At 63.2% G+C, this 22,761-nt stretch carries 22 protein-coding genes; 10 read left to right on the top strand and 12 right to left on the bottom strand.

Annotated features, from left to right (window positions below; all coding sequences use genetic code 11):
- From FX984_RS08165 to FX984_RS08185, 5 genes are all read right to left on the bottom strand, one after another.
- The gene (locus FX984_RS08165; RefSeq protein ID WP_027607459.1) at nt 1–876 is read right to left on the bottom strand and encodes an ABC transporter permease; all 876 of its coding nucleotides are present in this window, start codon (nt 874–876) and stop codon (nt 1–3) included.
- The gene (locus FX984_RS08170) at nt 873–1,829 is read right to left on the bottom strand and encodes an ABC transporter permease (protein WP_146476517.1); all 957 of its coding nucleotides are present in this window, start codon (nt 1,827–1,829) and stop codon (nt 873–875) included. Before FX984_RS08170 ends, FX984_RS08165 begins: the two co-directional genes overlap by 4 nt.
- Nucleotides 1,830–1,842: 13 nt before the next feature.
- Nucleotides 1,843–3,480, bottom strand: coding sequence for an ABC transporter substrate-binding protein (locus FX984_RS08175; protein ID WP_146476518.1), 1,638 nt, complete (start codon nt 3,478–3,480; stop codon nt 1,843–1,845).
- Between the two features lie 95 nt (nt 3,481–3,575).
- Nucleotides 3,576–4,850, bottom strand: a complete 1,275-nt coding sequence (locus FX984_RS08180) for an NAD(P)/FAD-dependent oxidoreductase (protein ID WP_146476519.1) — start codon at nt 4,848–4,850, stop codon at nt 3,576–3,578.
- A gap of 23 nt (nt 4,851–4,873) precedes the next feature.
- Complete coding sequence (locus FX984_RS08185) at nt 4,874–5,542, bottom strand: haloacid dehalogenase type II (protein WP_065940281.1); 669 nt, start codon at nt 5,540–5,542, stop codon at nt 4,874–4,876.
- A 1,278-nt stretch (nt 5,543–6,820) separates the two neighbouring features.
- Here FX984_RS08185 and FX984_RS08195 point away from each other — a divergent pair.
- Complete coding sequence (locus FX984_RS08195; RefSeq protein ID WP_027607453.1) at nt 6,821–7,672, top strand: GNAT family N-acetyltransferase; 852 nt, start codon at nt 6,821–6,823, stop codon at nt 7,670–7,672.
- 22 nt (nt 7,673–7,694) lie between these two features.
- A complete protein-coding gene (locus tag FX984_RS08200) occupies nt 7,695–8,408 on the top strand; it encodes a cupin domain-containing protein (RefSeq protein WP_146476520.1) in 714 nt (237 codons plus the stop codon).
- A 1-nt stretch (nt 8,409) separates the two neighbouring features.
- Here the strand turns inward: FX984_RS08200 and FX984_RS08205 are convergent, their stop codons facing one another.
- On the bottom strand, nt 8,410–9,294 hold the full coding sequence (locus FX984_RS08205; RefSeq protein WP_146476521.1) for a LysR family transcriptional regulator: 885 nt from the start codon (nt 9,292–9,294) through the stop codon (nt 8,410–8,412).
- Between the two features lie 95 nt (nt 9,295–9,389).
- Between FX984_RS08205 and FX984_RS08210 the strand changes: the two genes are divergently transcribed.
- The 7 genes from FX984_RS08210 to FX984_RS08240 all read left to right on the top strand — a co-directional run bounded on the left by FX984_RS08210 (nt 9,390) and on the right by FX984_RS08240 (nt 15,215).
- Entirely contained in the window at nt 9,390–10,526 is a 1,137-nt protein-coding gene (locus FX984_RS08210; protein WP_146476522.1) for a DSD1 family PLP-dependent enzyme, read from the top strand.
- Nucleotides 10,516–10,923 (top strand): RidA family protein, encoded by a 408-nt coding sequence (locus FX984_RS08215; protein ID WP_146476523.1) that lies wholly within the window; start codon nt 10,516–10,518, stop codon nt 10,921–10,923. Before FX984_RS08210 ends, FX984_RS08215 begins: the two co-directional genes overlap by 11 nt.
- The gene (locus FX984_RS08220) at nt 10,920–12,092 is read left to right on the top strand and encodes an NAD(P)/FAD-dependent oxidoreductase (RefSeq protein ID WP_108574157.1); all 1,173 of its coding nucleotides are present in this window, start codon (nt 10,920–10,922) and stop codon (nt 12,090–12,092) included. Before FX984_RS08215 ends, FX984_RS08220 begins: the two co-directional genes overlap by 4 nt.
- 143 nt (nt 12,093–12,235) lie before the next feature.
- Complete coding sequence (locus FX984_RS08225; protein WP_146476524.1) at nt 12,236–13,699, top strand: aldehyde dehydrogenase family protein; 1,464 nt, start codon at nt 12,236–12,238, stop codon at nt 13,697–13,699.
- 522 nt (nt 13,700–14,221) lie between these two features.
- Nucleotides 14,222–14,542: a hypothetical protein gene (locus FX984_RS33150; RefSeq protein WP_430713192.1), complete on the top strand. Its 321-nt coding sequence runs from the start codon at nt 14,222–14,224 to the stop codon at nt 14,540–14,542.
- Nucleotides 14,512–14,733, top strand: a complete 222-nt coding sequence (locus FX984_RS33155; RefSeq protein WP_027607445.1) for a hypothetical protein — start codon at nt 14,512–14,514, stop codon at nt 14,731–14,733. The genes FX984_RS33150 and FX984_RS33155 overlap by 31 nt, the downstream gene beginning before the upstream one ends.
- The gene (locus tag FX984_RS08240; RefSeq protein WP_051429394.1) at nt 14,730–15,215 is read left to right on the top strand and encodes a hypothetical protein; all 486 of its coding nucleotides are present in this window, start codon (nt 14,730–14,732) and stop codon (nt 15,213–15,215) included. Before FX984_RS33155 ends, FX984_RS08240 begins: the two co-directional genes overlap by 4 nt.
- Before the next feature lie 3 nt (nt 15,216–15,218).
- Here FX984_RS08240 and FX984_RS08245 read toward each other — a convergent pair whose 3' ends face one another.
- The gene (locus FX984_RS08245) at nt 15,219–16,553 is read right to left on the bottom strand and encodes an LLM class flavin-dependent oxidoreductase (RefSeq protein WP_092354828.1); all 1,335 of its coding nucleotides are present in this window, start codon (nt 16,551–16,553) and stop codon (nt 15,219–15,221) included.
- Nucleotides 16,554–16,870: 317 nt separating this feature from the next.
- Here FX984_RS08245 and FX984_RS08250 point away from each other — a divergent pair, with 317 nt between their 5' ends.
- Entirely contained in the window at nt 16,871–17,599 is a 729-nt protein-coding gene (locus FX984_RS08250) for a class I SAM-dependent methyltransferase (protein ID WP_092355469.1), read from the top strand.
- Here the strand turns inward: FX984_RS08250 and ribD are convergent, their stop codons facing one another.
- Genes ribD through FX984_RS08275 form a run of 5 tightly spaced genes read right to left on the bottom strand, consistent with a single transcriptional unit; the run spans nt 17,600 to nt 22,729 of the window.
- Entirely contained in the window at nt 17,600–18,703 is a 1,104-nt protein-coding gene (gene ribD, locus FX984_RS08255; protein ID WP_223841609.1) for a bifunctional diaminohydroxyphosphoribosylaminopyrimidine deaminase/5-amino-6-(5-phosphoribosylamino)uracil reductase RibD, read from the bottom strand.
- The gene (locus FX984_RS08260) at nt 18,700–19,356 is read right to left on the bottom strand and encodes a class I SAM-dependent methyltransferase (RefSeq protein ID WP_092354831.1); all 657 of its coding nucleotides are present in this window, start codon (nt 19,354–19,356) and stop codon (nt 18,700–18,702) included. Before FX984_RS08260 ends, ribD begins: the two co-directional genes overlap by 4 nt.
- Nucleotides 19,357–19,373: 17 nt before the next feature.
- On the bottom strand, nt 19,374–21,062 hold the full coding sequence (locus FX984_RS08265) for a WD40 repeat domain-containing protein (protein WP_027607439.1): 1,689 nt from the start codon (nt 21,060–21,062) through the stop codon (nt 19,374–19,376).
- 28 nt (nt 21,063–21,090) lie between these two features.
- Nucleotides 21,091–21,687, bottom strand: a complete 597-nt coding sequence (gene ribA / locus FX984_RS08270; RefSeq protein WP_027607438.1) for a GTP cyclohydrolase II RibA — start codon at nt 21,685–21,687, stop codon at nt 21,091–21,093.
- A 10-nt stretch (nt 21,688–21,697) separates the two neighbouring features.
- Nucleotides 21,698–22,729 (bottom strand): formylglycine-generating enzyme family protein, encoded by a 1,032-nt coding sequence (locus FX984_RS08275; RefSeq protein WP_027607437.1) that lies wholly within the window; start codon nt 22,727–22,729, stop codon nt 21,698–21,700.
- Nucleotides 22,730–22,761 lie beyond the last annotated feature (32 nt).

The raw sequence follows: 22,761 nt of genomic DNA on the forward strand, positions 1-22,761 counted from the left end.
TCAATGGCCTCCCGTGCGTCGACTGCGTCGCGAGGACAGATAGTCGATCAGTAGATTCACGCCGATGGTCAGCGTGCCGATGGCCAGCGCCGGAAGGATGATGGCCAGCGCGCCCTGGTTGAGGCCGCCGATGTTTTCCCGCACCAGCGAGCCGAGGTCGGCATCCGGCGGTTGCACGCCCAGGCCAAGAAAACTCATGCCGCTGAGCAACAGCACGATGTAGCCGAAACGCAGGCCCAGGTCGGTCAGGACCGGGTTGAGCATGTTCGGCAGGATCTCCACACACGCCACGTACAGCCGACGCTCGCCACGGGTACGCGCGACCTGCACGTACTCCAGGGCTTCGATGTTGACCGCCATGCTGCGGGCGACGCGGAAGGAGCCGGGGATATAGCTGATCACGGCCGTACAGATCAGCAGCGTCACCGATGAGCCAAACGCCGAGACCATGATCAACGCGAGCATTTTGCTCGGGATCGAAATAAAGGCGTCCATGATGCGGCTGATGATCTCGTCCAGCCACTTGGGCGAGACCACCGACAACAGCGCACAGCCGGTGCCGAAGGTGCTGGCCAGTAACGCCGCCACCAGCGCCAGCCCGACGGTAAAGCGCGCGCCCACCAGCACCCGGCTGAGCATGTCGCGGCCAAGGTAATCGGTGCCGAATGGATGCGCGAGGCTGAAGCCTTCGAAGATGTTATCGGACACCACCTCCCCCACCGGATGGGGCGCCAGCCACGGACCGAGCAGCGCCACCAGCAGCCAGGCGACACACACCACGCCGCCCAGCAGCCCCAGCCACGACGGGCCGCTGGACACCTTGGCGAGTGCCAGGGCGGAGGAGACAGGCTTGGATTTCGCAATGAGGTTGTTCATTGGTTTCTCAGCCTCGGATTGGACAGGATCGCGCACAGGTCGGCGAGCAGCACCAGGCCCAGGTACGCCGCGCAGAACAACATGGTGCACGCCTGCACCAGCGCCATGTCGCGGTTGGTCACGGCATCGACCATCAAGCTGGCAATGCCGGGGTAGTTGAAAATGGTTTCGACGATCACCACCCCGCCCAACAGGTACGACAGGCTCAGGGCGATGGCGTTGGCAATCGGCCCGATGGCATTGGGCAAGGCATGGCGCAGCACGATGCGGATCGGGCTGACGCCCTTGAGGCGCGCCATTTCCACGTAGGGGCTGTCGAGCTGGTCGATCACGGCGGCGCGGGTCATGCGCGCCATTTGCGCGACGATCACGCAGCACAGCGTCATCACCGGCAAGGCATAGGTGCGCATGAATTGCAGCGGTGAACTGATGTCGCTGGCATAGGAGAGTGCCGACAACCAACCGAGGTTGACCGCAAAGATCAGCACCGCCAGGGTCGCCACCAGGAATTCCGGCACCGCGACCATCGCCAGGGTGATAAAGCTCAGGCAACTGTCGATGCGCCCGCCCCGGCCCATCGCCGAGCCGATGCCGAGCACCAGTGCCACCGGCACCGAGACCAGCGCCGTGGCGCCCGCCAGCATCAGGGTGTTGGGCACCCGGCCCGCCATCAGCTCACCGACCGGCATGGCGTTGGAGACCGACACGCCCATGTCGCCAGTGAGCAGGCTCATCAACCAGTGCAGGTACCGCAACACACCGGGCTGGTCCAACCCCAGTTTCAGGCGCAGGGCCGCCACCTGTTCAGGGGTCGCGAACTGGCCCAGGGATTGTTGCGCCGCGTCCCCCGGCAGTACCGCCGTGATCGCGAACACGACCATGGACACGATCAACAAGGTCAAGGCCCCGGCGCCGAAGCGCCGGCCGATCAACCACAGTGTATTGCTATTCATCCCACCACCCTCCTCAAGCGTCCAACCACACCTGCTCGGCAAACATGTAGCCCATGAAACCGCCCAGTGGGTTGCTGTCGTAGCCTTTGATGCGCTGGTCGACGCCGTCGATATTGCTGATGAACACCGGCACGCCGATGCCGCAGTGGTCGTGCACCAGGACCTGCATGTCGCCATACATCTTGGCGCGCTTGGCGTCGTCGGTTTCGCCACGGGCCAGCATCAGCAACTGGTCGAACTGATCGTTCTGCCAGCCGGACTCGTTCCACGGCGCCTTGGACTGGAAGAACTGCGAGAACATCACGTCGGCATTTGGCCGGGGGTTGATGTTGCCGAAGCTCAGCGGATGCTTCATCCAGTGGTTGGACCAGTAGCCGTCGCTCGGCAGGCGGTTCACGTCGAGCTTGAGCCCGGCCTGTTTGGCCGATTGCTGCAACAGCACGGCGATATCCACCGAGCCGGTGGCGGCAGGCGAGGCCATCACGGGCATGGTGATGCTTTCCATGCCGGCTTTCTTCAGCAGGAACCTGGCTTTTTCCGGGTCGTAGACCGTCTGCGGCAAGTCGGTGTTGAAGTAGCGCGAACCCGGCGCAATCGGGTGGTCGTTGCCCACCACCGCAAAGCCACGGAATACGGCGGACTTGACCTGTTCACGGTCGAGCAGCAGCTTCATGGCCTGGGTGAATTCCGGGCTTTTGCCGGGCAGTTGGTCCTGGCGAATGATCAGGTCAGTGTAGTTGCCCGACGGCGCGTCGACCACGCGATGCTTGGCGCTGGCCTTGATGCGCGTGGTGGAGCGCGGGTTGACCTCGTTGATCATGTGCACATCGCCCGACAGCAGTGCATTGACCCGCGATGGCTCGTCGGCAATCGCGATGAACTCGATCTCGTCGAGGTACGGCAGGCCCGGTTTCCAGTAGTTCTTGTTGCGCACCGCAATCGAACGCACGCCTGGCTTGAACTCGCCCACGGTGAACGGTCCGGTGCCGATGCCTTTACTGAAGTCGCTGGTGCCCTCGGGGACGATCAACAGGTGTGACACCGCGAGGATCGACGGCAATTCGGCGTTGGCCGCGCTGAGGCGGATCTGCACTTCGTTCGGCCCGTTGGCCTTGATCTCGGCAAACTGCTCCATCAGCGGCATGACCTTGGAACCGGTCAGCGGGTCTTTGTGGCGGTTGAGGGAGAACACCACGTCGGCGGCGGTCAGGGCCTTGCCGTTGTGGAAGGTCACGTCCTTGCGCAGGGTAATGGTCCAGACGGTGGCGTCGGTGTTGTCGATGCGCTCGGCCAGTTCCAGTTGCGGCACCAGGTGCTTATCGAAGCGGGTCAGGCCGTTGTAGAACATGTAGTGGCGCACATAGTCGGTGGACAGCGCGCCCTTGGCCGGGTCGAGGGTGTCAGCGGTGGAGCTGGACATGCCGGCCACGCGGATCTTGCCGCCTGGCTTGCCTTTGCCGGCCACGGCGGCCTCGTCGGCGAACAGCTTGCCGGCGGCGCCGAACAGGCTGCCGGCACCGGCGGCGGCGACACCGGCCACACCGAGCATTTGCAGGGCGTTGCGGCGCGACATGCCACGGTTGAGACGTTCGAACACCCGCAGGCTGTCCTGGCCGGAGATGAGTTCGGGGGTGTTTTTGTTGTCAGTCATAGCAAGGCTACCTGTCGATAATCGGAAGAATCGAGTGCTCACGGATGTCCGGAGCGTCCTGGAAACACAAACGACGGTGACGCAACAACGGCAACTCAGTGCAAATAGTCCTGGAAGCGGTAGTAAGCCCCCACGAACGGCAGGAACCACGGCTTGCCGAAATGCCCGGGAATCGCCGGCCATTCCAGTTCGCGCCAGGGGTTGGCCGCGGTATTGCCGGCCATGACCTCGGCCATTACCTGGCCCATGTGCACCGACATCTGCACGCCATGGCCGCTGTAGCCCATGGAGTGGAACACGCCGCCATGCTGGCCGGCGCGGGGCAGGCGGTCGGACGTCATGTCCACCAGGCCACCCCAGCAGTAGTCGATCTTCACGTGCGCCAACTGCGGGAACATGTTCAGCATCGCCGCTTGCAGGACCTTGCCGCTCTTGGCGTCGGAGACGCTGTCGGACATGGCAAACCGCGCACGTCCGCCAAACAGCAGGCGGTTGTCCGGGGTCAGGCGAAAGTAGTTGCCGATCATGCGGCTGGTCACATAGGCCCGGTGCCGGGGCAGCAACTGGTCGATCAGCGCCTGGGGCAAGACTTCGGTGGCGATGACAAAACTGCCCACCGGCACAATGCGCCGGCGGTACCAGCCGAGGTCGCCATGCTGGCAGGCACCGGTGGCCAGCAGGACTTGCCCGGCGTGCAGTGAACCCTTGGCGGTGTTGACCTGGTAGCCGCCGGCCTGGGCCTGCCAATCCTTGACCTGGGTGTGCTCGTAAATCATCGCACCACGCCGCGCCGCCGCTTCGGCCAGGCCGACGCCGAAGCGGCCGACGTGCATCTGCACGCCGTTGCGCTGCAGCAGGCCGCCATGAAACTGCGCCGAATTGACCTCAGCACGGGTCTGTTCGGCACTGAGCAGCTCGACCTCGGCATCCACCTCCTGGCGGATCAGCTCGCAGGTACGCGCCAGGCCTTCGTAGTGCATCGGCTTGGCCGCCAGCTTGAGCTTGCCGTTGCGCACCAGGTCGCAGGTAATGCCTTCCTGCTCGACCAGCGACACCACCGTCTGCACGGCACTTTCATAGGCCTGGTAATAGGCGCGTGCCTTGGCGGCGCCGAGGCTGGCGTGCAACCCAGCGTAATCCTGGGCCACCCCGGTGTTGCACTGCCCACCGTTGCGCCCCGAGGCCTCGCCGATCACCCGCCCGGCGTCGAGCACCACCACACTGGCGCCCTTGAGCGCCAGCGCCCGCGCCGCCGCCAAGCCGGTGAACCCACCGCCGACCACAGCCACATCGACCTGGCTGGGCAAATCACCCTGCCGGGCACCGGTAAACGCCGGTGCGGTGTCGAGCCAATAGGATTCACTGCCCATGTCTAGCCCTCAGAGGTGTGCGATTACAGACCGACCAGCGCCGGCAGCCCACCGATATCGGTGATCTGCTGGTAACCGTAGAACGCGTTACCCGGCACTTCGTGGCCACGGGCAACGAAGGCTTTGTTTTTGATCTTCATGTCATGGGCCGGCATCAGGTCGTAACGGAAGCTGGACGACACATGCAAGATGTCTTCCGGGCCGCAGCCGAGGTTGTCGAGCATGAATTCAAACGCGGCCAGGCGCGGCTTGTAGGCCTGGGCCTGCTCGGCGGTGAACACCTTGTGGAACGGCGCGCCGAGCTTGTCGACGTTGGACATGATCTGGCTGTCGCTGGCATTGGAGAAGATCACCAGGGGAATCTTGTCGGCAATTTTCGACAGCCCGGCCGGCACGTCCGCATGGGGGCCCCAGGTCGGCACGGCGTCGTAATACAGCTGGCCTTCCTCGCGATAGTCGATACCCCAGCGCTTGCAGGTACGAGCCAGGGCGGTCTTGAGGATTTCATCGTACGGGCGCCAGTCGCCCATGACCTGGTCGAGGCGGTAGGCCGAGAAATCCTTGACGAACTGGTCCATCTGCTCGGGCGTGATGCGATCGGCGAACAGCTCGCGGGTCATGGTGCCCATATGGAAGTTGGTCAGCGTACCGTAGCAGTCGAACGTAATGAATTTGGGACGAAGAAAGCTCATTGAGTGCGGTCCTGGAGTTCGTTGAGTGTGACAAGCGTTCGCTGCCCTGGCGGCGCGTCGGCCTCGTTGCAGCACAGGTTCATTACACCACTGTGAAATCAGCATATGCCGTCTAAAAAGACCTGCGCTCAATACAAACCACCGTTTTGGTGGCCGGGCTCAGCAGACTTTGCGGTGCGCGCCAGGCTTGGGCAGGGCCAGTGTTTGTGCGCTTTTAGGGGGCTTTTCGGGGTGCAGAGGCTTAAGCACGGGGGTGGGGGCGGCAGAAAGTGTGGCGGGTTGAACGGTGGGAGGGAGCTGGGTTCCGTGGCGGCCTTCGGGCCGACCATGTCGTTGGGTTTGACCGAGTACATATCCGTTGCTGCGGTAACGGCGGCTATGGGTTCCGCCCTTACGGCGGGTCACTTTTGGAAAAGAGCCCCAAAAGTAACCAAAAGGGCTCTTGCCCCACCACTCGGTACCTCGCCTAGGCTCGGTATGCCCTCACTCCGGCTTGAATCCGTGGGCCGCCGTCATGGGCCATCCCTGGCCCAGGACGGCTAACCCGGCGTCCTGCCGGGTTACCCACGGATTCAAGCCTGCGTTCGGCCAGCGTGGTTAACGGGGCGCCTAGGATCAAGATCAAAAGCCAGAGCAAAAGCAGAGCAAAAGCAGACCGAGTTCTAGCTGATATGTGGAGATCCAAATGTGGGAGGGGGCAAGCCCCCTCCCACATTTTTTACCGAGTACACCAGGCACAACTCCGGTCGGCTCCAAAGCCGGAGTGAGGGCACACCGAGCCTAGGCGAGGTGCCGAGTGTTGGGGCGAAGACCTTTTGGTTACTTTTGGGTCTTTCCAAAAGTGACCCGCTGTAAGAGCGGAACCATAGGCAGCCGTTACCGCAGGAACGGATATGTACTCACCCCAAAAAAAAGCGGTCGGCCCGAAGGCCGCCACGGAAGCAAGTGCCCTCGCCACAGACCGCTGAAAAAAATGTGTAGATACTTATGCCCCGATGGCAGTGGGTCAGCTACAGATGTATCCACTGACACGGCCTCATCGGGAGCAAGCCCCCTCCCACATTTGTACCGTGTACACCCTTCCTACTCCAGTTGGCTCCAACGCCAACCCCATGGCATTTGCTGCTGCCCCCCAACCCCAATTAAGTAGTAACTGTGGTCTCGCCCTGCACACCGCGAGGAATCTACCGAATATTCCCGGCCCCCTTGCCAGCCTCCAACCCAGGTGGGATACAAGCAACCTGACACCGCCAAAACAACGCTCCACGGAGGCTCGCCATGTCCGCCCTGCCACACCCCACTTATCTCTACCGCCCAATGACCGCAGCCGATCTGCCGGCCGCCCACGATTTGTCGGTGCAACTCAAATGGCCTCACCGCCTGGAAGACTGGGCAATGTTGCAACGGGTCAGCGACGGCTTCGTGGCAATGGATGGCGAGCGGCTGATCGGCAGCGCGTTCACCTGCCCCCAGGGCGACTACGCCACCATCGGCCTGGTGATCGTCAGCAATGACTACCAGGGCCAGGGCATCGGCCGGCGCTTGATGGAGAAGGCCATTGCCGCTTGCGATACGCGCACGCCGGTCCTCAACGCCACCCTCGCCGGCGCGCCGTTGTATGCCAGCCAGGGGTTCGTCGAGTTCGGCCGGGTGCAGCAGCATCAGGGCCAGGCGGTGGTGCCCGCGCTGCCGACGCTGGCCGACGGCGAAACCTGCCGGGCGCTTAACGCCGATGATCACGCCAGCCTGCTCGCGCTGGCCAAGGCCGCCAGCGGTATGGACCGCCGTGAAGTGCTGCGTGACCTGCAGGTGGAGCACGCCGTGGGTATCGAACGCGACGGCCGGCTACGCGGCTTCGCCCTGCTGCGGCCGTTTGGGCGTGGGCGTTGCATCGGCCCGGTGGTGGCGGAAAATATCGAGCAGGCCAAGTACCTGATCGCCACCTTGCTGGCCCAGGTGCCGGACACCTTTGTGCGCATCGACATTCCCGTTGCCTGCGGCCTCAGCGACTGGCTCGAACAGGCCGGCCTGAAGAACATCGACACCGTCGCGCAAATGGCCCTGGGTACGCCACCCCAGGCCAGCCAAGGCGTCCACCCCTTTGCCCTGATCACCCAGGCGATCGGCTGACTTTTCTCCCGGAGCACTCCCCATGTCATCTCCCCGTATCCTGCTGTTGGCACGCGCCGACGGCAGCCGCGTTGCCACGTCTTTCAACCAGGCCGCCTTGAGCGCGCTGGACCCGTTCGGCGACAGCCGCCAACTCGCCTGGATGGGCGACGATGGCGTGTCAGCCGGCGTGGTGTCCTTCAGCGGCGAAGCGGTGATCGAAGAGTTCCCCCACAGCGAAACGCTGGTGGTACATGCAGGCCATGTCGTGCTCAGTGACGCGGAACAGACCTTGGAATTGGACGTCGGCGCCAGCGCCGTCATCGGCTTCGGCACACGCCTCACGGTGCAGGCCAGTGCAGGCAGCGAATGGGCGTTCTGCGCGGTCGAGCAGGCCGATGCCCCGGTGTGCCCCGGCCTGACCCTGCTCGCGCCGCACACCCTGCTCAACTCCTCCGCCGCGCCGGAACCCCAGATACTGATCGGCCCTACCCCGCAGTGCCGCGCCCTCAACCTGTTCGACGATGCCGTGACCGAGCTGCGCGTCGGCATCTGGGACTCGACGCCCTACGCCCGCCACGGCCGCCCGCACAAACTGCACGAACTGATGCACCTGCTCGAAGGCCGCGTCACCCTGCAGGGCAACGAAGGTGGCGAAGTCACGGTGCATACCGGCGACACCGTGTTCGTGGCCAAGGGCGCGCCCTGCGCCTGGACCAGTACGGTGTACGTGCGCAAGGTCTACGCGGTGAAGTGACTCAGGCCTTCAACGCCTCTTCCAGAAACGTCACCAACGCCTGTACGCGCGGGCTGCGCAGTTTGCGCGACGGCACCAGCAGCAGCACCGGTGCGCTGTCAAAGCTCCAGTCCGCCAACACACGTACCAGGCTGCCGCTGGCCAGGGCATCACTCACGTCCCACTGCGAACGCAGCACCAGCCCCAAGCCTTGCTCGGCCCAACGTCGGGCAACGCTGCCATCGTTGCTCAACAACGCAGGTTCCACGCGCAGGGTCTTGCGGCACTGGCCTTTGCGCAGGTGCCACAGGGTCACGTCCTCATCATTTTCCCGAATGCAGATGCAGCGATGAGACGCCAGCTCATCCGGCGCAGACGGCACGCCGTGGGCGTGCAGGTAGGCCGGGCTGGCGCACAACCAGCGCTCGTTTGGTGTCAGTGGCCGCGCGGTCCACAGGCTGTCATTCAGATGGCCGATATGAACCACCGCATCGCTGTCATGGCGATCGGGCCAGGGCGTCTCGCGCAAATCCAGATGCATACACAGCTGCGGGTGCAGTTTGGCAAACCGCGCCAACAGCGGTGCGATGCGCTGGCGGCCATAGCCAAACGGCGCCGCCACCCTCAAGGTGCCCACCAGGGTTTCATCCTTGTGCCGGAACGACTCCGGCAGCGCTTCAAGCTGTTCCAGCAACAGCGCGCTCTCCCGCGAAAAACGCTCGCCATCCGCCGTCAGGCTGAGGCGCCGCGCATCGCGATTGGCCAGGCTCAGCCCGAGCAGCGTCTCCAGCTTGCGCAGGCGCATGGACAACGCCGGCGGCGACACATTCAGGGTGCGGGCGGCGGCGCTCAGCGACTCCGAGCGGGCCAGGGTCACGGCAAGGCGCAGGTCTTCGATGGAAATCATTCAATTTTACTTAATGATTGATGAGTACCGATTGAACCACAGGTTAACAACAGCTGAGTAGAGTGCAGCCTGTCCCCCGCCACACGAGGTCCGCCATGTCCACGCCGATTGCTTCCCTCGACACGCCCGCCGCGCTCGTCGACATCCCGCAGATGCAGCGCAATATCCAGCGCATGCAAGAGCGCATGAACAGCCTGGGCGTGCGCTTGCGCCCGCATATCAAGACCAGCAAGTGCCTGCCGGTGATCCACGCCCAGATCGCCGCCGGGGCCAGCGGTGTCACAGTGTCCACCCTCAAGGAAGCCGAGCATTGTTTCGCCGCCGGCATCCGCGATGTGTTCTACGCCGTGGCCATCGCCCCGGGCAAACTGCCCCAGGCCCTGGCCCTGTGGCGCAAAGGCTGCAACCTCAGCCTGCTCACCGACAGCGTCCCGGGCGCCGAGGCCATCGTCGCTTTCGCACAGCAGCATGACGCACGCTTCGACGTGTGGATCGAAATCGATTGCGACGGCCATCGCTCCGGCCTGGCCGCGCAGGACCCTGTACTTATCGACGTCGCCCGCATCCTCAGCGAGGGCGGCCTGCACCTGCGTGGCGTGATGACCCACGCCGGCTCGAGCTACGAGCTGGACAGCCTTGAACCCCTGCAAGCGCTGGCCGAACAGGAACGCGCACTTTGCGTACACGCCGCAGACACCCTCCGCGCAGCCGGGCTGGCGTGCCCCGAGGTCAGCATCGGCTCCACTCCCACGGCCCTCTCGGCGCTGAACCTGGACGGCGTCACCGAAGTGCGCGCGGGGGTGTATGTGTTCTTCGACCTGGTCATGCGCAACATCGGCGTGTGCCAGGCCGATGAGTTGGCGCTGAGCGTACTGACCACCGTGATCGGCCATCAGCCGGACAAAGGCTGGATCATCACCGACGCCGGTTGGATGGCCATGAGCCGTGACCGTGGCACCCAGCGCCAGCACCAGGACTTCGGTTACGGCCAAGTGTGCAGCGAAGCGGGCGACTGGATCGACGGCGCGCGGGTCACCGCTGCCAACCAGGAACACGGCATCGTCAGCCTGGGCGCTGCCCACAGTGACGCGCTTGTCACGCGCTTCCCCATCGGCAGTCGGCTGCGCATCCTGCCCAACCATGCCTGTGCCACCGGCGCGCAGTTCCCGGATTATCACGCGGTGGAGGCCGATGGCAGCGTGCACACCTGGAGTCGCCTGCATGGCTGGTAATCGCATCCACTCGATTCATAGCCCCCACGCGGCACCGCCGGGCGGGCACTATTCCCAGGCGGTGGCACACGGCGGCGTGCTGTATGTGTCGGGGCAACTGCCGGTACGCGCCAATGGCGAGCACAGCGCCGGGCAACCGTTCGCGGTGCAAGCCTCGCTTGCCCTGGATAACCTGGTGGCGATCCTCGATGAAGCGGGCCTGAGCCTCGGTGACCTGCTCAAAGTGACGGTCTACGTGGTCGGCATCGAACACTGGCCCGCCTTCGACCGGATCTACGCGTGCTACCTGGGTGAACATAAACCGGCCCGCGCCGTGGTGCCCGTGTCGGTGTTGCACCATGGCTACCTGATCGAAATCGAAGCGGTGGCCCGTGCCACACAGGAGCAGCCTGCATGAACCCGCAAAAAAGCGCTGTGCTGATCATCGGTGGCGGCATCATGGGCGCCTCGTCGGCGTTTTTCCTGCGCCGCCGCGGCTGCTCGGTCACGCTGCTGGAACGCGACCAGATCGGTCAGTACGCCAGCGGTGTGAACTTCGGCAATGTGCGCCGCCAGGGCCGCTACCTGGGGCAACTGGAACTGGCCAACCGTTCATGGGCACTGTGGAAGCGCCTGCCGGAGCTGATCGACGACGACCTGGAATTCATCCCCAGCGGCCACATGCGCGTGTGCTATCGCGAAGATGAAATCGCTGAACTGGAGGCCTACGCCGCTGCGCCGGAAGCCGCGCAACTGGACCTGAAAATCTATCGCGGCGCCGAGTTGCACCAGCGTTTCGGTTTCCTCGGCCCCGAGGTGAAAGGCGGCTCCTACGCGCCCCACGACGGCCACGCCAACCCACGCCTGGCCGCGCCGGCGTTTGCCCGCGCCGCACGGCGCCTCGGTGCACGCATCGAGGAAAAAACCGAAGTCGCCGACGTGGAAAAGGTCAACGGCCTGTTCCACGTCACCACCACCGACGGTCAGTTGTTTGTTGCCGAGCAATTGTTGATTACCGCCGGCGCCTGGGCCGCGCGCCTGTCCGAGCGCTTCGGCGAGCCGGTGCCGCTGGAGCCCAACGGCCCGCAGATGTCGGTGACGGAACCGGTGCCCTATGCGCTGAAAACCGTGATCGGTGTGTTCACCAAGCTCAAGGAAGAGGTGATCTACTTCCGCCAGATCCCGCGCGGCAACATCATCATCGGTGGCGGCGCCCGCTGCACGCCGGACATGCTCAACCGCCGCGCGTTTTTCAAGCCCGAGAGCCTGCTCAACCAGATGCGCCAGATGAAACGGCTGTTACCGGGCGCCGAGAAACTGAACATCATCCGCGTGTGGAGCGGCATCGAAAGCTATACACCCGACTCCCTGCCGGTGATGGGCCCCAGCGGCAGCGTGGACGGGCTGTTTTATGCCTTCGGCTTCTGCGGCCACGGCTTCCAGCTCGGCCCGGGCGTGGGGGATGTGATGGCCGAACTGATCAGCACCGGCAGTACCAGCACCTTGATCAGCCCGTTCGATATCCGGCGCTTTACCCAACCTTCGACGGTGCCGGCAAACGCCCCCACCACAGGAAAACTCATATGAGCCTCACCCGCCTGCCGGATTCAGCAGATTATCCCTTGCAGCGTTGAATAACGGCATCTTTGCGCGGGAGCCTTTTGCTAGCTTATCCGGACACCGGGCCGTGCTGTTTGCAACGCCTATTACCGCTCCAGGGAGCCAGTTGGATGACAACTCAATCTTCAAACAGCTACAGCGTTGATGCGCAAACGGCTCACCAGTTTTACATCAACGGGCGTTGGACGTCCCCGGCGATCCCGGCGACGCTGCCGGTGGTCAACCCGGCCACTGAAGCCGTGGTTGTCGAGGTGGCACGCGGGTCTGCGGAGGATGTCGACCGGGCCGTTACGGCGGCACGCGGGGCGTTCGCCGGTTGGTCTGCAACCCCGGCGGCTGCGAGAGCCCAGGTGCTGGGGAAAATCCACGCCCTGATCCTTGAACGCAAAGAGCAGCTGGCACAGGCGCTGTCCCTGGAAATGGGCGCGGCCATCGGTTTTGCGCGGGGCATGCAAGTGCCGCTGGCGGCCGAACACGTGCGGGTCGCCCGTGACCTGCTGTCCAGCTATCGCTTCCAGACCGTGGAAGGCGGCACCGCAATCGAGCGCGAGCCTATCGGCGTGTGCGGCCTGATCACGCCGTGGAACTGGCCGCTGTATCAAATCACCGCAAAAGTCGCCCCGGCCATCGCCGCCGGCTGCACCGTGGTGTTGAAACCCAGCGAACTGTCGCCATTGAGCGCCCTGCTGTTTGCCCAACTGGTGCATGACGCCGGCCTGCCGCCTGGGGTATTCAACCTGGTGAACGGCAGCGGTGCCGAAGTCGGCGCGGCCATGGCCGCCCATGGGGATATCGACATGATTTCCATCACCGGCTCCAACCGCGCAGGCGCGTTGGTTGCCCAGGCGGCCGCGCCGACGGTCAAGCGGGTCACCCAGGAACTGGGGGGCAAGTCGCCGAATGTGCTGCTGCCCGACGCCGACTTCGCCAAGGCTGTGCCGCTGGGGGTGATGTCGGCGTTTCGCAACGTCGGCCAGTCGTGCAGCGCGCCGACCCGCATGATCGTGCCAAGAAGCCGCCTGGCCGAAGTCGAAGCCCTGGCGGCGGCCACCGCAAATGAACTGATCGTCGGCGACCCGCAATCGGAACAGACGCAGTTGGGTCCGATCGCCAACGAAGCCCAGTTCCATCGCGTCCAGACCATGATCCAGGCCGGCCTCGACGAGGGCGCCAAACTGGTGTGCGGTGGGCCGGGACGGGCGGCGGGTTTTGACAAGGGCTTCTATACACGGCCGACGGTTTTCTCCGACGTGGACAACGCCATGCGCATTGCCCAGGAGGAAATATTCGGGCCGGTGCTGTGCATCATTGCCTATGAGACGGTGGATGAAGCCGTCGCCATCGCCAACGATACGGTCTATGGGCTGGGCGCCCACGTTCAGGGGCAGGACCTTGATCTTGCGCGAGCGGTGGCTTCGCGTATACGCGCCGGCCAGGTGCACCTGAACCATCCGGCGTGGAATCCGATGGCGCCGTTTGGGGGCTACAAGCGCTCGGGGAATGGGCGGGAGTATGGGGTGCAGGGGTTCGAGGAGTATCTGGAAACCAAGGCGATTATCGGGTTTGGCGAGTGAGTGATGGGCCTTTATCAAGCTCAAAATAACCTATTGATTTTAAAGGGTTAAATTTTCACTCTAAAATCTTGAGTCTTGCATAAACAATTTCAGGCGACCGCATTCTGGTGGTGAGTGGGCTCGTCCCGCGCTGGGCTGCGAAGCAGCCCCAAAACCAGCCTCTCCAGAGTGTCTGATACACCGCGTTCTTCTTGACTGGGGCTGCTCCGCAGCCCAGCGCGGGGCAAGCCCGCTCACCACAACAGACCCGCTCACCACAGGGAGATGTGTCAGGGTTTGAAAGGTTGTGTAGATACCTATGCCCTCTCAGCGCATCACACCTTGACGTTCTGCCGGATATTCCAGCCAAACTTCACCGGCCCACCATCCTTGGCGCCATCAGCCCTTTTCCTCAATCGGGAGCGGGCCTACAAGACGTCAACGTCGCGTCAGGAAGTGCCCGACTGCAAATGGCGAAGCTTCCGACACTCATCCCAGTCGCGGCGTCTTTACTCTCTCAACTCCCAAAAAAGGAGTTCAGGAATGACCGTCGCCCTGTTAAAGGATGGCTTCCCATCAACCCACCGCACTACACGCCAACGCATTGAAAGCAGCCTCGACCTGCGGCGGTTGTTTTTCGCCATAGACGCCGACCCGACGTTGATCGGCGCGGGGGTGGTGTATATCGATGGGGATTTCAACGTGGTGGTACTGCGTGAGTTCCAGGCGATTTGCAGTGTGCGGCCGATCAAGGTGGTGCTGCGGGAAGCGCCGAGGTATGTGGGGCCGGTGGAGTTCAAGCGGATGTTGGAGCATGAGCCTCGGGAGTCGGAATGGGTAGCGGAGTCCAAGACCCGCGCCTGACACCCAAGCTCCTCAAGCTCAAGCAAGCCGCACGTAACGCACCAAAACGCATTCCAGCAACAAAGATAAAACCCATCATCGCGACCCATCGCAATGATGCCATTGCAGCAGCACTGGGCCTCGTCAGCAGCGGTATGTCCGGAAACACCAAGACGCTGGCCATCGGTATCTACGAAGAGTTCAGCGAATGAAAAACCGCCAGGAGCCCCTTTACCTTATAGATCCTCGCCCTCTTTGGGCGCGTCACAGACTGGCGTTGTTTGGCGGCCTTATAGCCTTGTGCCTTTCGATTGCCACCACCGGCACCCTGATGAATCTCACCTACTTCGCCCACGCATCCGATGAACTGACCAGTAATGCGTTCTTCATCGCAGGCGGGATTGCGTGTGCGGTATTCGGCGTCGCGCAGAGCTTGGTCCTTCACGGTTACCCACGATGGGTGTGGCTTCAGGTTGGGGTGTTCATCATCTACTTACTGCTCGTATTACCGACAATCCTTTACAGCCCCGATCACCTCCTATTTACCCTTGCCTTACTAAGCCCGCTGATCGGACTTCTCTGCCTGAACAGCAAACGCCAACGACAAATGCGCCGAGAGATGTTGGAAATCAGGCATAAACGCAACAGCGTTATCGCGACCCTGAAACAACAGGGCCGCTGGAAATGGTGGTGACTCTCAGGCCGCCTCGCTCCTTGCCGCCGTATGCCGATTCACCGGCACCGGCAAGCCCAGATGCCCACGCAACGTGCTGTGGCTGTACTCACTGCGAAACAACCCACGCTCACGCAACAACGGCAGCACCTGGTCGGTAAACCGCGCAAAGTCATCCGGCGCGCCGACGTGGATATTGAACCCATCCACCGCACCTTCCACAAACCAGCGTTCGATCTCGTCGGCCACGGTCTTGGGCGAGCCGACAAAGCTCGAGAACGGCTTGGCAAAACGCAACGCCGCCTCGCGCAGGGTCAGGCGCTGGTCGCGGGCGACTTGCTTGATGTTTTCGGCATGCCCGCGATAGCCGTTGCTGCCCAGGTCGCCCAGGTCCGGGAAGGGCTCGTCCAGCGGGTACTGGCTGAAGTCGTGGTAGTTGAACGGTCGCCCCAACTGCACCAGGGCCTTGTTCAAATCCAGCTCGCCATTGCGTTCGCGGTCGATGGCCTGGGCCTGTTCGTCGGTGTCGGCAATGATCGGCGAAATGCCCGGCAGGATGGTCACGTGGTCGGGGTTGCGTCCGGCGGCGGCGGTGCGTTGTTTGATGTCGCGGTAGTAGGCCTGGGCGTCCTCGAAATTGCCCACGCCGGCAAAAATGCCCTCGGCATAGTTGGCCGCCAGGCTGCGTCCGGATTCGGAAATACCCGCCTGGAAAATCACCGGCTGGCCTTGGGCTGAGCGCGCGATATTCAACGGCCCGGTCACCGAGAAGAACTCGCCATGGTGATCCAGGCGATGCTGGCGTTGCGGGTCGAGGAACACGCCGCTGGCCTTGTCGCGCACGAAGGCGTCGTCTTCGTAGGAGTCCCATAGCCCTTGCACCACCTCCAGGTGCTCGGCGGCGCGGCGATAGCGCTCGGTGTGGTCGATATGCTGCTCACGGCCGAAGTTGCCGGCCGCGCCTTCGAGGCCGGTGGTGACCACGTTCCAGCCGGCACGGCCGCCGCTGATCAGGTCCAGGGAGGCAAACTGGCGGGCGACGTTGAAGGGTTCGGTATAGGACGTGGTCAGGGTGGCCACCAGGCCGATCTTCGAGGTGGCACCGGCCACGGCCGAGAGCAGGGTCAGCGGCTCCAGGCGGTTGAGAAAATGCGGTGCCGAATCCGGGGTGATGTAGGGGCTGTCGACGATGAACACCAGGTCGAACTTCGCTGCTTCCGCCTGTTGCGCCTGGGTGCGGTACCAATTGATGTCCACACTGGCGTCGCCGGGGATTTGCGGGTGCAGCCATTCGTTCTGCGCGGTGCCGACGCCGGTGAGGATGGCACCGAACCTGAGTTGCCGGGGTAAGTGGGACATCACGATACTCCTCCGTGGATGGCAGCGACGCTGACCTGTGGAGAAGGACCATAATGCCCGCCGGCAGGCTTGTGAAATGCTTTGTGGATCTATGCTAATCATTAAAAATAATGATCAAAACAATGCTGGACATTCCCTAAGCGCATAATCAACCCCACGCTCTCCCATCAGCAGACTGACCCGATCGAGCAGCACCGCCCACTAAGCCGTTTGTTAAATCGAGGCGTTGCGCCTAATATCGCAAGCAATACCTTGCATAAAAAACCACCAAGGCTTGCTCATCACCCAGCCCGCATATTCGAAGGAGTGGCATGCAGATGAAAGAATCCAAAGAAGTGTACGAACGCATCAGTGAACAGTTCGAGGATTTCACCGCCAGGGCCTCTCAACGCAAGGTCGAGGTCGACACCTTCCGTAGCATGGTCGGCAATGTCGAGGGCCTGCGTATCCTGGACCTGGCCTGTGGGCATGGTTTCTTCAGTCGCCAGTTGAAGGACTGGGGGGCGGCCAAGGTGCATGGCGTGGATATTTCCGAAAACATGATCTACCAGGCGCGGCAAGCCAACGACGGTATCGCCTACGAAGTACGGGACGTGGCGAAGATGGGCCGTATCGGCGCCTACGACATGGTGACGGCGGCCTGGCTCTTCAACTATGCCAGCAGTGTCGACGAACTGAGCAAGATGTTTCAGTCGGCGGCCGACAACCTGAAGCCCGGCGGTCAATTGGTGGCCTACACCGCCAACCCGTCGTTCGAACTGCGAAAAGGCAATTTCACTCGCTACGGGATTGAGGTGTTCGATGAAACCCCGGTCGCCGGCGGGTTCCGCTGCAACGCGCAGTTCATGTCATCGCCCCCCGCACCGTTTACCTACTATCGCTGGGAGCAAGGCGTGTACGAAGAAGCCGCACGGGTAGCCGGTTTCAACCAGCTCACCTGGGTCGCCCCGCTGATCAGTGAACACAGCCGCACCTCCATGGGTGCGGGGTACTGGCAGCTGTTCGAGCGCAACAGCCTGCAGATCGGTTTGACCTGCCGCAAATAATCACGCCGGGGCGGCGACCGGGCGCAATCGCACCCGGATGTCCGCCCCCACCAGACACTGCTCGATGATCGACAAGGGTTGCGCCTGGCCCAGATCGGTCAAGCCATCCAGCGCCAGCAACGGCCGTGCATCACTGCCCAGGAACAGCGGGGCGATGTAGACCAGCCATTCATCCACCAGGCCTGCCGCCGCAAAGGCGCCACACAATACCGGGCCGGCCTCGACCTGGACCTCGTTGCACCCCTCCTCAGCCAGGACCGTCATGACCTCTCGCAGGTCAAGTCCTTCGCCGTCCACCCCGACCTGCCGGAAACGCACACCCGCAGGTGGTGGGTGCGCCGGCTGGACGCCGGGCCCATGAAACACCAGGGTCGGTGCCGCGCCATCCAGCACATGGGCATTGGCATCGCCCTTGAGGTGCTGGTCGAGCACCACCCGCAGCGGCGCGGAAAACGCCGTGTGCGGGTCGGGCAGGCGCACCGTCAGGCGCGGGTTGTCCGCCAGCAGCGTGCCACTGCCGGTGAGCACCGCGCAGGCCCGGGCGCGCCACACTTGTACATCGTCCCGGGCCTCGGGCGAAGTGATCCATTTGGATTGCCCGTTACCCAGGGCCGTGCGCCCGTCCAGGCTCATGGCCAGCTTGACCCTCAGCCACGGCCGCTTACGCTCGGTACGCGAGAAAAACCCCTGGTTCAACTCGCGCGCCTCCGGACACGGCAAGTGTTCGACCAGCACCCCCGCCGCCTCAAGCCGCTCAATGCCATGATGCTCATGCTGGGAGCGGTCGACACTGGCGATCACCACCCGCGCCACCCCGGCCCTGATCAACGCGTCGGCACAGGGCGGCGTGCGCCCATGACCGCCGCACGGCTCCAGGGTGACATAGGCGGTGGCGCCCCGCGCATCGACGCCCGCCTCGCGAAGGGCATTGACTTCGGCGTGTGCCTGCCCCGCCCACTCGTGCCAGCCCTGGCCAAGCAGCAGGTCGCCCTTGGCGATCACGCAACCGACCCGCGGGTTCGGCGCCGTGGTAAAGGCGCCGCGGTCAGCCAGTTTCAGGGCGAGCCGCATGAAGTGCATGTCGCGCGCCAGCGCCAGGCTCATGTGCGAACCAGCGCCAACAGGTACACCGCCTCGCCATGCTGGCGCTCGATCACCACCAGGTCCTGCCAGGTGAAACCAAACGCTTCCAGGGTGTCGCGCACGCCCTGTTCGGTGAAGAAATAACCTTGACGCTGGTTATCCATCTCGCGCCAGCCCGGCTCCGGATTGCTCGCGTCGACGCCGAAGACGTTGAGCCCGATCAGCGCGCCAGGGCGCGCGTACTGGCGGATATTGGCCAGGTAACGCTCCCATTCATCCGGATGCTGGTGATGGAAGCAGCCATTGTCGAGTACACCGTCAAACGCCTCCCCCGCCGGTGGCTGCCAATCCTGCAGGGCGCTGCACACCAGGCTGAGACGCTCACCCCAGCGTTTGCGCAGCAGCGGCCAGCTGGAATTCTCGACGATGTCCAGGCCGGTCACCCGGTGCCCTGCCAGGATGAACTCCGAGGCATCCCGTGCACGGCCGACGCCCACGTCGAGGATGTGCTGGTCCGGCGTCGGCCCCAGTGCCTCGAGGAAAACCCGGGCGGCCTTGGCCATGCCGATGTCCCAGGACCACTCATCTTCACCATGGCTGTAGCGGTGGACAAATGAGGTGTCGAGCGCCCGGCGGTACGTCGATACGTCCATGAATTGCGCTTGCTTGCTCATATCAGGCGGTCCTTGGGTCAAGAGGCGCGACGGGTGGCAATCCCGTAGATCTGGCCATCGTAGGAACTGGCCAGGAAGTCATCACTGGCCACGCTGTGGGTGATGCAGGAGATGCCACTGGCGGTGGGACGCTGCACTTGCTGCCAAGAGCGGCTGGGCAAGTCGAACAGCGCGATGGTGCCGCTGTAGTTCGCGGTGGCAATCACCTCCCCGTCGGCGGAGGCACAAATGCACTTGATGGAATTGCGGTGCGGCGTGTCATAGACCTCGTCACCGGACTCCAGCCACAGGCGCAGTTTCAGGTCGCGACCAATGCTGGCGAAACCGCCGTCGACCCGGCAGCAGCCGTTGGAGATACGCGTGTGGGCATTTTCGATATGCCGCGCGCAACTGAAGTCGCTGATATTGTGCAGGGCGGCGGCGGCCGAGGCGCACACGCTGAACAAGTGATGCTCGTTGGCGGCCACGCCTTTGATCGCGTTGTCGTGCATCGGGATCGACGCCACCAGTTCCAGGCTGTTATCGCCGGCGATGACAAACACCAGGCCTTCGCCGGTGTAGGTTCCGATCAGTGCATGAAGCTGGCCATTGCGCTGGAACGTGGTGCCGCAATTGAGCGGCGAGCGATGCTGATACAACAGGCGCCCGCTGAGGGCATCGAACACCTGGCCCATCTGCCCACCGGTCAGCAGCAGCGAACCGAACGGCAGCAGGAAGTTGCACAGGCTGCCGACGCCGCTCACGGGCTGGTTATCGCGAAACAGCAGGCCCGCGTCACCGATGCTGTATTGCCCGCCCTCGGTGGTCACCACGGCGTTGATGCTCACCGCAGGCTGAATGCCGTCCACGGTCCACTGATCGTGTTCATAATCCCAGGTGGCGTAGCGCGAGCCGAAGGTGGCGAACACCAAGGCGTCACTGCCGACGAACGCACAGCTGCGCGGCCAGACGATGCTCGGCAAATTGGTGCTGCGCAGGCGCTCCAGCTGGGTGCCATCGAAGCGCCAGAGGATCGCCAGGCGGTCATAACTCAAGGTCACCAGCAGCTGTTTTTCGTCGTTCCAGACAATGCGCTTGATCCCGGCGTCGTGGGCAGGAATGGAGCGGATCTCGCCCCCATGGATGATCGAGATGCGCCCTTCATCGTCACCGGCAAACACCACGCCGGCACGGGTAATGGCGACGGTATCGGTCTCGACGCCGCCGATGTCGACTTCATCGCATTGCTCGAAGGTGCTGGTGTCCCACTGGCGCACCGTGCCGTCGTCGCTGCTGGAAATCAGGCGCTTGCCATCCGGCGACCAGACCACGGAAATCACATCGGCCTGATGCCCCCGACAGGTGCCCTTGAGGTTGCCGTCGAGGTCGAAGAGGCGCAGTTGATGATCGCGCGAGCAGGTCGCGATCGACGCACCGTCCGGCGAGAACACCGCCATTTCCACGTCGTCGTCATGCCCCGACAGCACGGCCTTGAGGCGCATGCTCGGCACTTCCCAGACGCGGGCGGTGTAGTCGCTGCTGGCGCTCACCAGGTACTTGCCATCGGCACTGAACGCGCACTGGTTGGCCAGGTGGTCATGGCTGACACGGTGGATCGAATGCCCGGTCTGGGCGTTCCACAGAATGACTTGGTTGTCGTAGCCGGCGGTGGCGATGAACTCACCAGCATGGGCGGCGACGCCGCTGATAGGGCCTATGTGTCTCATCGAAAAGTCCTTTTCCTGGAGAATGAAATCAAAGCTTGATGGTGTGGCTCGACTTGCTGACTTTTGATCGCAGGTAGTTGTGGTTGTGCTTGGTCAGGAACACCCCGGTCGGCACTGAGCTGACCACGTCGATCCCGCCATCGCGCAACTGCTTGACCTTGTCCGGGTTGTTGGTCAGGAGCCGGCAGCGATGCACATCCAGGGCCCGCAGCATGGCGACCGCCGGGGCGAAACTGCGCGAGTCTTCCGGGTGGTTGAGCTTCACGTTGGCCTCGTAGGTGTCCATGCCGGCGTCTTGCAGCAGGTAGGTTTCGAACTTCGAATACAGGCCGATACCGCGACCTTCCTGGCGCAGGTAGATCAGGTAGCCGCCTTCGGCATCGAGCGCCTTCAGGGCTTCCTGCAGCTGCGGGCCGCAATCGCAGCGCTGGGAACCGAATACATCACCGGTGATGCATTCGGAATGCACGCGCACCAGGGGCACATCGGCATCGGGCTCACCGGCTCTGACGGCAAAGTGTTCATTGTTCTTGTCAAAGCCCTTGAACCCGTAGAAGTGGGCGTTGACCTCACCGCCAAGAATGGAGATGGGAACTTGCGTATGAAGCGTTACTGGAGTGTCCATGGCATAGCCTCTATGGAAGTGTCGCGTTCTGGCCAGAGTGGTTTTCTACCAAACGGAATCCCATGACATAGATGGGTCTTGGATAACGTCCATGTCGGCGCTGATTGCGCGCAAGATCCCTGAAGCGGGTGAAACTGCCGCCACGGGCTACCCGGTGCCTACCAACATCCAGCACCAGGTCATCGTTGATCTCAGGCCCGCCCGGATAGGCCCGATAATCGTCGGCAACGTACTCTTCCACGTTGCCGGCCATGTCCAGCGCGCCAAACATCGAGGCGCCCTCGAGGAACACCCCGACGGGTGTCGACGTGAGCAACCCCAACTCGATGGTGTTGGCGTACTCGACATTGAAGGTTTCGCCCCAGGGAAACTGAGAGCGCTGCGGCCCTGCCGCGGCGTATTCCCACTGTGCTTCGCTGGGCAGCGCGAACGCCCGCCCGGTGCGTCGGCTCAGCCATTGGGCGTAGGCGTCGGCATCCACGTCGCTGACGCTGTAGACCGGGTGGTTGGCCTGGTGCTGGGGAAAGCGGCCAAAGGCCCAGCCGGTCGGCAGGAACGGATAACCGGTATCCAACAGGAAGGCGCGATATTCGCTGTTGGTGACCGGGTAGCGACCGATGCGAAAGCTCGCCAGGTCGACCCGATGGTTGGGGGTTTCTTTCTCGATCCAACTGCGGTCCAGGCCCAGCCCGGCGTAGGCGGTCATGACCGCATCGACGCGCTGCGGCTCCAGGCCGATCTCGACCTGGGCGGCAGGAACGTCGCACATGGCGGGGCTGAACACGTCGATGCGCGGGTCGCCCTTGTAGCCCAGCACTTCACCGGCGGCGATACGCCGCACCAGGGGTTCGGCAACCGACTCGACCACCCGTAGCAGTTGTTCGATGGGCGCACTCATCAGCTGTCCGGTGGCGTCGGCGATTTGCCGGGTCAGTTCATATTCGACGTAAGCCTGCGGGTAGCCCATCAATACCCGATCAGACACGTTCTTTGGCAAAGGGCTCGGCAGCGTCGGCCAATGCCAACCGTATTGATTCGTCATAGGTACACCTTTATTCCGAGCGAACACATCCA

It is taken from the genome of Pseudomonas marginalis, from assembly GCF_008692035.1.
Lineage (GTDB): Bacteria > Pseudomonadota > Gammaproteobacteria > Pseudomonadales > Pseudomonadaceae > Aquipseudomonas > Aquipseudomonas marginalis.